Genomic DNA, 8,489 nt, shown 5'->3' on the forward strand with positions numbered 1-8,489 from the left:
ACTAACTTGAGTAAAACACTATGAATATAACGCCGATCTTTTCTAATCCAGCTCAGAAAAGCAATGACTGCCATTCAGCGTTTTTATTTAGCCAATTGGAACGCATCGATCTTATTCTTCAATCCCATTTTCATTATATAAGTGCTCTGCACGATGATCCCTTTGATGATTTTCTGTTAAGCGAAGAAGACGTTATCGCCAGACTGGATAATCCATTAGGTAAACCTCACTGGCTTGATGGCGAGAACCTGACCATAGAGCAAACTATCACGCCTGTCGCTTCCCGATTAACTGATCTGATTGAACGTTTTGAACTCACTGATTTTGAAAGAGATGTTTTGCTGTTAGGTTTACTGCCACAATTTGATAGCCGCTATTATCAGTTGTTTGCTGCAATTCAAAGGGATCAATCATCTCAACTGCCTTCTTTTGTACTGGCGCTGGAGATTTTTTGTCACTCAGTGCAGGATAAGCACGCACAACAAGCAAGTTTTTTACATCAGGCCCCTTTAATTAATTGTCAGTTAATATCTATTAACAACCGTAAGAAAACATTGTCTTGGCTTCAGACATCTTTTATCACAGATAATAGCGTGTACCACTTTTTACTAGGCAACCAATATATTGCGCCTGATTTGGAATATTATGCTGAATGGTTAATTCCTACTGAAAATAGCTATTATCCTGTCCAATTAAAACAGTCACTCAGTAATGTTTTGCTATCTGACCATAATGATATCCGTTCCATTGTCTTATTGAAGGGAATAAGCAATAGTGCCAAAGTACAGGTAATTGCCAATATTATGGAGTCTGAAGGGCGGCAAACACTGATAGTGGATATCGCTAAACTGGCTGATAATGACGATAAGGTACTGCTTTCCCGTATAAAACTCATCTTGCGCGAAATTCGTCTGCGTGGTGCTTGCTTATTACTGCAAAATTTTAGCTCATTTGCCGAAGAGAATAAGCCGCTGCTGGCACCTCTAGCCACCTTATTACACCAACCTGAATTAAGAGTTATCTGCCTGATAGAGTCGTCTTCCTCACTGGTCTGGCTGGATAAATTATCAGCCGTAGTGATTGAGATGCCTACTTTTACCTCAGAGCAAAAAGTCAGTTTATTGGCTGAGTATTTAATTAACCACGGTGTAAGTGATATTGATGTAACTGCTTTAAGCCAAAGTTACACATTTGATCCACAAACCTTGCCATTGATTTTGCAAGAAGCACGATTTTACCAGCAACAGCGAGATCCTTTGGACGTATTGCAACACTCGGATATTCGCAAGGCATTTAATTTACGGGCTCAACAAAATTTTGGCCAACTGGCACAACGTATTATCCCTAAACGTTCATTAAAGGATTTATTGGTATCTGCTGATATTGAGCAGCAAATACAAGAAATATTGACAGCGATTACCTACCGGGAACAAGTTTTAACAACAGAATTTAAAGCTAAAATTGGCTATGGCACTGGTATCAGTGCCTTATTTTATGGTGATTCCGGTACCGGAAAAACAATGGCAGCAGAGGTGATTGCCAATTGTATTGGCGTGGACTTAATAAAAGTAGATTTGTCTACTGTTGTAAATAAATACGTTGGGGAGACTGAGAAAAATTTATCCCGTATTTTCGATTTGGCGGAACAGGATGCCGGAATTTTATTCTTTGATGAGGCAGATGCGCTCTTTGGTAAACGTAGTGAAACCAAAGATGCCCAAGACAGACATGCCAATATTGAAGTCTCTTATTTACTGCAACGACTGGAAAACTTTCCGGGATTGGTTATTTTATCCACCAATAACCGCAACCATCTGGACAGCGCCTTTAATCGTCGTTTTACATTTATTACTCGTTTCACTTATCCGGATGAAATCATCCGTAGGAAAATGTGGCAGGCTATCTGGCCAAAGAATATAAGTATTGCCGCAGATGTAGATTTCAATAAATTAGCCCAAAAAATCAGCATTACAGGAGCAAATATTCGAAATATTGCTTTATTGTCCTCATTTTTTGCTAAAAAGAATGGTCAGAATGAGGTTAATAATGCGAATATTGAAATCGCATTGGCGCGAGAATTAGCTAAAGTAGGTAGATTAACTTTCTGAATGTTATAGCAATAATAAAATTTAAATAACGGTTCATATTTATTATTGCAGAATTATTGTATTAATTTTTTTCAGAGGATTTTGAATTATGCCAGAAAATTATCCTATCATTGAAGTTAATAAATCAATAAAGAGCGTCTTAGAGAGATATTTGAAAAATGTCTCAATTATTTTTGATCTTCCTGAATTAAATGTCCCGCATTCCGATCCCGTAGTGAGTGTTTTTCTCTATGATATCCATGAAGATCTACAGCTTCGTTCAGCAGAATCCAGAGTATTTAAGGCTGCTTCAAAAACATTGTTACCGGGCTGGATTAATATTAAATGTAATTATCTGATTACTTACTGGGGAGCGAACGAATTTAAAAGCGATCCTTATAGCCCAGAAAGTCAACCGGGTAATCAGGCAATACAAGTTATGTCACAAGTCTTAAATGCTTTGATTAATAACCGAAAATTGCCAGATATTTCTGGCTCTTATGCTCAAATTGTGCCACCAAAAGAAAGCCTGAACAGCTTAGGGCATTTTTGGCAATCATTGGGAAATCGCCCACGGTTGTCACTGAATTATTCAGTGACAATACCTGTTCATCTCACTGATGGTTTAGATAATGTGCCCGCGGTATCTAATATTTCTACCACATTAGAACAAATCGCTCCAATCAGCCATGAACGGATTATTATTGAGTTGAGGAAGATTCTGATTACAGAATTACAAAAATCATCTGTGGCAAATAATGAAAGTCAGGAAAATATTAGTCTGGCAGTAAGTAAAATTAATTTTTCAGTTGTAAACGAAGTAATGGTTCCTGAAAAACCAACAGAAATTGACCTCTCTTTATCTGTATCAGGTATTACCTATCATAAATATCTGGATGAAATTGAGATGATATTTAATAATTGGGAAAAAGAAAATAGTGTTATTACCATAATAGATAATTATGGTATTCGTATTAAAATGATTAAGAAAAAGTTATCACTTGAGCGTGATCAACTTTAAATTATTAAAACTGGGGTGTTATGTCTTGAGTAATTAATATAAATAAGAAAAAGAACCAATATATGCTGGGTATCATCCTCAGAAAATAATGCATCAATTATTTGATGGTATCAGTGGATAAAACTTATTTTTGTAAAAAGGAGCTGATGTGTTTATTTCAAAAGATTTAGAAAATTTCATGGCGGTGGCTAGAAATAAATCAATTAATAAGGCATCAAAGGAATTATTTATTACACAATCTCCCATTAGTCGAAGTTTAAAAAAACTGGAATTTTCATTAGGCGTTAAACTCTTTGTCAGAAAAAGTCAGGGATTAGTTCTAACGGAAGAAGGAGAACGGTTGTACAATAAAATATTTTCCCTCTATGAGCAACTTAAAGATATCGAAGTTGACTACAAAAATAAAAAACAATCCACCTATAATATTTATAGAGAAAAAAATAATGATGTAATGGATTTAGATGGTTTTAGATAAAAACACTTATTTTAAGTAAAATTAAAAATTATATTAAATGCTATTTATGTAAAGTGATTTATATAAAAGGAGGCATAGTATGCCTAAAATGAAAACATCGGATGAAGAAAGAATAAAATCGTTAATACAAGAAAAATCTGATAATGAATCTATATCGGATGATGAGTATGAAGATGAATCTGAAGACGAATATGAAAATTCTGAATATGAACATCTGGATTCTGATGAATTACAAAATGGAACTTCACTTTATTATAATTATATGAATATTGCCTTGCCATATTTAGAGAGAATAGATAGAGCATTAGAGCTAATGGAGTCTTTACAAAATTCCTCGCCTAAGTCTAAGCGTAATAGTGCTATTAATTTTGGTGGAAAAGTTGTAACTTCTATTTTAAATAAAACAGGAAAAACTGTGGTAGGTGCGATAACAGGCCCTGTAAGCGTATCAGGTCTGGGGATTATACTTAATTTAGCTGTCGATGGGATCACGAAAAAAATTGATGATCATTTAAAATTTGTTGATTCTTATCCTAAAACAAGCAAGGTAATATCCGAACTTAATAATTATGATACAAATTTAATAATAAAGCTTTTTAATGATTTTATTAAAAAAGATAAAATTAATAAAAATAATGTTAAGGAGGAATTTGGTTTGGAGTTAGTGAAGAAAATGGTTAATAGCTTGTCTGAATTTATACCTATATATGAATTAATTAATCTGGCAATTTCACAATATAGGGCAATGAAAAAAATAGAAAAAAATAAAGTTGAAAAAATATTGAATTTCACAAATAAATTACGTGAAAATATAAATGAAAACTATCCTTATGCAGAGAAATTTCTAAACGAAAAGTATAAAGATCATAAAATGAGACTTACGGGGTTTAAAAATCAACTTCGGTCAGTAGCACGGAAGGTATTGACTCCAATGCCAGCATTAAAGAATATAGTAAAATATGATGAGGTAGATCTTCCCATGCTGATTGATAAAAAAGGAAAAATAGAAAAATTAATAATAAGTATTAATGAAAGAGTAAGGAAACTTGCAAAATAGAGAATTGTATCTTCATCAAAACTAACAAAAATCACGAATGAAAAATAAAACGGAAAATTATTTGTTTTTTCAACAGATTTGAAACCTATATCTTAAATTTAAAGGATATACAATAAGTGAGGAAATAAATAATGTATAAGGTAGAAATAGAAGAAAAAAAATCAGTAAGGAGAGGCCTTGTTGGCTTAAATGATCAATTTGAGGAAGATTCTTTATCTGGTAATGAAGAGAATGCCATTGGAAATGAAAAGAATAAATTATTAGAAGATCAAAAAAATAAAGAATCTAACATTGTTTCGGATAAATCGACGCCAGTGCAATTAGCGGAAAAAGCACTTAAAATTAACTCAGGTGAATTGATTAAAAGTTATCTAGAAGTGGGCACGGAGTTATTTAAATCAAGTAGATATGAAAAAATTGATTTTTCAATAGCTGCATCATCAGAAAATTCTCAAGATGATTGGGCTGGGCAATATTTTGCATTTGATAAAAAAATATCTGAAGGATACGATTCAGACTTTCTTCCTACAGGAGAAAAAAAAGGAGAAACATCAGGAAGTGGAAAGGTTTATCTTCATACTTTTAAGGTGAAAAAAAAGATACCAATTATCGAAAATAAAAATAACAATCATGGGGGTGGGAGTTTTAGGCAAGAGGATAAAGCATCGGCGATAAAAGAATTTCTAATTGAGAATAAAGGTGTTGTCAAGGAAGCTGTTGGGGAGGAAACTAAAGATGTCACAATTTTTAGTGATATAAATCATGAAACAAAATTAATGCCGATGTTTGCAGAAAAGGGGGTCGCCTTTAATAGTCCTCATGATTCTTATGGTCAGAAAAGAGAAATTATTATGGGTGCTAAATTAGCAGAAGATAGTTTAAATTTAGTATATACGGAGGAGCGTGAATATAATAAATATAAACTTAAGAAAACAAAATGTATATATTGTGATAGTTCAGATTAAGTCTGAACTACTACAAGTAGAAACTTTTATTTATGATATTACTCAAGTTAATTATTAAGCTATATTTATATCATAAAGAGACATGCCAATTTTTAAGCTATTTAGTAATGAAAAACAACAATTTTTTTAGATTAAAACAAAAATGCCGATTTTGAATATCGGCATTTTGCTATGAAAGAGGGAGATGAATTTAATGTTTTAACGCTTCAATTTCTTCCCGGCTCAGTCCAGTACTGGTGGCTATAATATCCAGACTGACACCATGCTGTAATAGAGCGCGAGCGGTTTCTAGTTTGCCTTCTGCCTTACCTTCCGCTCGACCTTCTGTTCTACCCTGCTCGCGCCCTTTTTGCTCAAGCTGTTCTGCAATAGTCATCAACATCGTTTTATGCTCCGGAGATTGTTCAATGAGTTGATGGACAAATTGTGAGATATCCAGAGTATGCCCATTCAGTAAAATATAGCTTAACACAACATTGCGTTGTTCACCGTATTATAACCTGCATTCAATAAGGCCACCAATTGGGGGATCCACTCCAGCATATCCCGACAACGAATGTGTTTTTGCACCAACTCCATTAAGGCAATGCTTTTATGCGTCAGGATTTCTTCATCGCTAAACGCAGTGATATCTACCAGTGGAAACGCTTGGTGATATAAGCGAGCAGCCTGTTCGGGGAGTGTGAAACAATCCAGCCACCGGTTTGAGTAAGGATATGGCCGAACCTCACCATGATAAAATAGCAAAGGAACCACTAAAGGCAGTTCAGTATGCCCTTTTTTCAGGTGAGCGGCCATGGCTGACATCGAATAATATATCAACCGCCAGGCCATTAAGGGGTCAGGTGTGGATTGATGCTCAATCAGGCAATAAATATAACCGTCCCCCTGCGTTGTCTCAACGGAATACAGCACATCACTGTGCAGTTGGCGTAAATGCCGATCGACAAAACTACCGGGTTCCAGTTTCAGTGTGGTTAAATCACACAAAGACTGAATCTCACTTGGCAGATAAAGGGATAGAAATTCCTTGGCTGTTTCAGGTTGTGTTAAAAAATGCTTGAATAACGCATCATGGTTAGGCTGTTTTTCTTTTTTTGCCACAACATATCCCTCTGTTTTATCGGTCAGTCACTGGCCTTGATTGTCAGGGCGATAATCTTTATTGAAGGCCGATAAATGTACAATATATTATCGGCTGCTCCAATATCGAAGCTGCTTAGTCAGTCCCGTATCGACTCATGATGCCCCCTCTTTCAGAACCTATTTCACTCTGAACTCAGCAAAGCTTGTAAATCCTCCCAGAACTCACTTTGCCTTGCCAGTTGGCGCTGTTCTTTAATCATATCCTCTAGTATTTCCGGCGTTGTCAGTGGATTTGCCAGCACAACGCGAAAAACAGTCGTTGGTTGTTTATCCCATTGCGCAGGTTTAATACTGGTACGTGAAACAAATGTTTTTCCGGCAGAGCGCTGCATGGTCTGGATATTCTGATTGAGGGCATTAAGCATATCCTGCACTTTTTGTCGTATTTGCTCAGAACCCTCACGCATCAGTTTAATTGCAACGGGTGGGGCATAACGGTAAGTCAACAGACAAAGCTGCGGCTTGCTGATTAGTTCGAAATCTTCCTGTTGGTGAATGAAGTCCGCAAACTGATGTGCTTTCTCAATGCCGGCATCTATCAGAGCTGCCATTCCCTGTCGCCCAAGCAGGTGAAGGTTACTATGCAGCATCAGCGACATCGCGCTACGTGAACCTTCCAGAGTATGTCTGCCCAGATCTTTTGATCCCTTGCGCAAGATGTAATTAGCATGTTGCTCAATAGCATCGGCCATAGTGGGCTGACGGAATAGCACCATGCCTGATCCCATTGGGACGTACATTTGTTTATGTGCATCAATAGTTACGCTATCTGCACGCTCGATACCCTTGAATAAGTGCCGGTAGCGTTCTGATAACAGGCTGGCACCTCCCCATGCGGCATCGACGTGAAAATGACACTGCTCTCGTTCAGCGATATCAGCCAGCGCATCCAGCGGGTCGATAGAGCCGGTTTCGGTACTGCCGGCGATGCCGACAATCGCCATCGGTTTGATATTACGTCGGCGCAGTTCCTGTAACTGAATGAGCAGATCGTCAATACAGATTTTCCCGTCTTTGTCTGTGGCGATTTTAACCAGCGCATCCTGCCCAAGACCCAGTACATCGACGGCCTTTTTCAGTGAATAGTGTCCCAGTTCTGATACCAGAATCGCCAGTCCGCTATAGCCATAATGGATTAGCCCACGGGCTAAGCCTTCACGAGTCAGTCCGGCAAAATCTCCATCTGCGGGCATAAGCTGATTCCGACATGCCCATAATGCAGTCAGATTAGCCAACGTTCCGCCGGAGCAGAAGCTCGCCAGCGCATGATCACCATTGTGAAGCCATTTTTGATAGAAGTTGTCATCACAGTTGTAGACGAGTTTGTGCATCATTCCCAAGACTTGGCGCTCCAACGCGGTCAGGACGTGGGAAGTTTCCAGTTTGACGACATTTTGGTTCAGTGCTGTCAGTATCTTCCCCAGCGCCGGTAAGTGCAGGGGAAGAGCAGATGTCATATGGCCCACAAAGGCAGGTGAGGAAACAGGCATAACCTGATTTAGCACATTTTCGCTCAGATACCGGGTGTATATTCCGGTATCAACCGGGCATTCCGGTATGTTTACGGAAGAGAACTGTTTTTCCAGCTCTTCAAGGCTGCATACCGGCCTGTTTAACCTATCATGACAATAGCTGACCGGGTTATCTGTGATGTCCGCTTCCAGTGCAGACAACTCCTGCGCACCGATATTTGTCATAAATGGGTTGAGAAAATCCTGCATAGTTTGCCTCTTTAGAC

General features: G+C 37.5%; 6 protein-coding genes and 1 pseudogene. 5 read left to right on the forward strand and 2 right to left on the reverse strand.

Annotated features, from left to right (window positions below; translation table 11 throughout):
- The first annotated feature begins 20 nt into the window (after nucleotides 1-20).
- The 5 genes from Xsto_RS05010 to Xsto_RS05030 all read left to right on the forward strand — a co-directional run bounded on the left by Xsto_RS05010 (nucleotide 21) and on the right by Xsto_RS05030 (nucleotide 5,605).
- Nucleotides 21-2,108 (forward strand): ATP-binding protein, encoded by a 2,088-nt coding sequence (locus Xsto_RS05010; protein WP_099124268.1) that lies wholly within the window; start codon nucleotides 21-23, stop codon nucleotides 2,106-2,108.
- A gap of 88 nt (nucleotides 2,109-2,196) precedes the next feature.
- Entirely contained in the window at nucleotides 2,197-3,108 is a 912-nt protein-coding gene (locus Xsto_RS05015; RefSeq protein ID WP_099124269.1) for a Pvc16 family protein, read from the forward strand.
- A gap of 148 nt (nucleotides 3,109-3,256) precedes the next feature.
- Nucleotides 3,257-3,583: a LysR family transcriptional regulator gene (locus tag Xsto_RS05020; RefSeq protein ID WP_099124270.1), complete on the forward strand. Its 327-nt coding sequence runs from the start codon at nucleotides 3,257-3,259 to the stop codon at nucleotides 3,581-3,583.
- Nucleotides 3,584-3,662: 79 nt separating this feature from the next.
- Nucleotides 3,663-4,640, forward strand: coding sequence for a hypothetical protein (locus tag Xsto_RS05025; protein WP_099124271.1), 978 nt, complete (start codon nucleotides 3,663-3,665; stop codon nucleotides 4,638-4,640).
- Nucleotides 4,641-4,771: 131 nt separating this feature from the next.
- Nucleotides 4,772-5,605, forward strand: coding sequence for a hypothetical protein (locus Xsto_RS05030; RefSeq protein WP_099124272.1), 834 nt, complete (start codon nucleotides 4,772-4,774; stop codon nucleotides 5,603-5,605).
- Nucleotides 5,606-5,795: 190 nt separating this feature from the next.
- On the opposite strand, the pseudogene Xsto_RS05035 reads toward Xsto_RS05030, so the two are convergent.
- Both Xsto_RS05035 and panP read right to left on the reverse strand, forming a co-directional pair.
- Nucleotides 5,796-6,709, reverse strand: a pseudogene (locus tag Xsto_RS05035) (Rpn family recombination-promoting nuclease/putative transposase).
- A gap of 164 nt (nucleotides 6,710-6,873) precedes the next feature.
- Nucleotides 6,874-8,472 (reverse strand): pyridoxal-dependent aspartate 1-decarboxylase PanP, encoded by a 1,599-nt coding sequence (gene panP / locus Xsto_RS05040; protein WP_099124273.1) that lies wholly within the window; start codon nucleotides 8,470-8,472, stop codon nucleotides 6,874-6,876.
- Nucleotides 8,473-8,489: the final 17 nt, after the last annotated feature.

This window comes from Xenorhabdus stockiae (assembly GCF_002632825.1).
GTDB classification, from domain to species: domain Bacteria; phylum Pseudomonadota; class Gammaproteobacteria; order Enterobacterales; family Enterobacteriaceae; genus Xenorhabdus; species Xenorhabdus stockiae.

Coding starts and splice junctions, on each gene's coding strand:
- Xsto_RS05025 (WP_099124271.1), top strand. CDS start 3,663: ATGCCTAAAATGAAAACATCGGATGAAGAAAGAATAAAATCGTTAATA.
- Xsto_RS05010 (WP_099124268.1), top strand. CDS start 21: ATGAATATAACGCCGATCTTTTCTAATCCAGCTCAGAAAAGCAATGAC.
- Xsto_RS05030 (WP_099124272.1), top strand. CDS start 4,772: ATGTATAAGGTAGAAATAGAAGAAAAAAAATCAGTAAGGAGAGGCCTT.
- Xsto_RS05015 (WP_099124269.1), top strand. CDS start 2,197: ATGCCAGAAAATTATCCTATCATTGAAGTTAATAAATCAATAAAGAGC.
- panP (WP_099124273.1), bottom strand. CDS start 8,472: ATGCAGGATTTTCTCAACCCATTTATGACAAATATCGGTGCGCAGGAG.